Annotated in this window: 1 protein-coding gene; it reads right to left on the bottom strand. The window is 41.5% G+C overall.

The annotated features are described in order from the left end of the window. Nucleotides 1–71: 71 nt before the first annotated feature. On the bottom strand, nt 72–1,799 hold the full coding sequence (locus HMPREF1548_RS06830; protein ID WP_021635161.1) for an IS1634 family transposase: 1,728 nt from the start codon (nt 1,797–1,799) through the stop codon (nt 72–74). Nucleotides 1,800–1,937: the final 138 nt, after the last annotated feature.

Genomic DNA, 1,937 nt, shown 5'->3' with positions numbered 1-1,937 from the left:
ATAGAACCTCGTCAAAGCCCATAGAATAGGCACTTGACGAGGTTTTACTCTCGTTTTAAGGTTTGGTATTTTTACCTTCCCTTGCTTTCCTTCTGTATTTTTTTCATTTTACTTTTGGGAATGAACTCATAGTCGGTTCGGAAGCCACAAATCTCGTGTAAAGTATCCGTTAATTTATCTCTTGCATATAAAGGCATAAAGCCCTGCTCCTGTATGTCTGCGAAATTTATGTCTTTCAGTTTCGATAGGATTTCTTCACAGGTATACTTGCCTTCTAACTTACTTTCGAGTATCCGGTAAATCAGCAGGGCCAGAAAACAGGTGAGGAAATGTGCTTTTATATGCTCCTCAAGGCTTGCGAATACAGGCCTTGCCGTAAAATCTGCCTTCATGATGCGGAAGCATTCCTCTATCTGCCATCTCCCTTCACTGACCTTCAAAATGTCACCAACAGGATCGTCCAAAAGATCGGTGCACACAGCATACATACCATCGTATCGTGCCTCTTCCTCAATCTTATCTTCCTCAAGATAATAGCGGATGGATGCTTTTTCTCCTTCGCTGGTCACAGCCATCTTTCCGACAAAGCGCGCCGGATCGTTAGGGTTTCGGCGTTCTTTCTTAAATTTCCCGGAATCTACCATTCTGCTCGCACGTTCAACCTGTGCCTCCCGAATGGATTTCTGATATGCGGCATACTTAGGAGAATAGGTGACTATCAATCTTTGATGGAGCTTAGCGGTTGTATATGGTTCCTCCTTATAGAAGAGTCCGTTCTTATCCTCGTCAGACAAGTTTTCTATATCTACCGGTTTATTGTCAGAGACCCTTCTAAATCCGGATTGATTTAACGCCCATTCCTTTTCTTCTTTCTTCAGCGTTTTAATGGATTGCGTAACAATAAACGCCCGTTCGCCCATATGGTTGAATACCCGGTTTCCTTCGGAAGCTAATCCGGCATCACTGCAATAAATAAATTTTTGATGCCCAAAATCCTGAAGAACTTTTTGTTCCAATGGTTTTAAGGATGTCTGCTCGTTTTGATTGCCGGGAAAAAGTGAGAACGCTAAGGGAATCCCGTCTCCATCTATAAAAAGTCCCATCTGGATGATCGGATTAGGACGGTGTTCCTTTCCCTTGCCGTATTTTCTGTCACCGCATTCCTGCCCGATTTCAAAGTAATAATTCGTACAATCATAATAAAGGATGTTATCATTGCGCTTGAGGATAAAGTTACTGTTTTTATAAACCTCAGACTGGATCAGGTCGCAGTTATCAGCCAGAACGGATAAAGCCCGATAAACATCATGCAGCTCGTAGGAGGGAGCTTCTAAAAACTTTTTAGCAGCCTTATAAGAGGAACGCTTGCTGGAAGGCTCCAGAATCCTCGTATAAACCAGATCGGAGAGAATGGCATTGATATCGTATTCAAAGCTGTTCTTGTCCCGAATCTTTCGGCATATACGATCCAGACGCAATTGATAATATATGGATTGAAGAAACAGGTATCCCCCTTCATGAAAGACCTCTTTCCCGTAATCCAACGGTCGATCTGCATGAAAAGGAATTAATACCGTTTTGCAGTCTCTTTCATTTTTATATTTTTCAGTTTCAATACGTGCCTGTTCTCTGGCCCATAGCATTACCCCGTCCCGATCTGTGTTTAATAGTTTGGAGAGTTCGGCAAGTGTTCCCAGTTTTTTATAGATTCTTGAGGTTGTCGTTCCGTTGTTCTTTGTGTAGGAATGAGTGATATAAAAAGATTCAGCATTTTTCGATTTTGTTGTGGTTACTCGCATCGTCAAAACCCTCCCTACTTACATTATACCATAGAATACCATAAAATACCAGTAAATAAAACAAAAGATTTGACAAAAAAATATAGGCTTTTAAAGGCCTACAGAGGTATTTTCTTCGATGGTGCTGTAAAAGTCCCG

Source organism: Clostridium sp. KLE 1755 (assembly GCF_000466465.2).
Taxonomy (GTDB): domain Bacteria; phylum Bacillota; class Clostridia; order Lachnospirales; family Lachnospiraceae; genus Eisenbergiella; species Eisenbergiella porci.
This window is presented reverse-complemented; position numbering and strand designations above follow the sequence as displayed.

Coding starts and splice junctions, on each gene's coding strand:
- HMPREF1548_RS06830 (WP_021635161.1), bottom strand. CDS start 1,799: ATGCGAGTAACCACAACAAAATCGAAAAATGCTGAATCTTTTTATATC.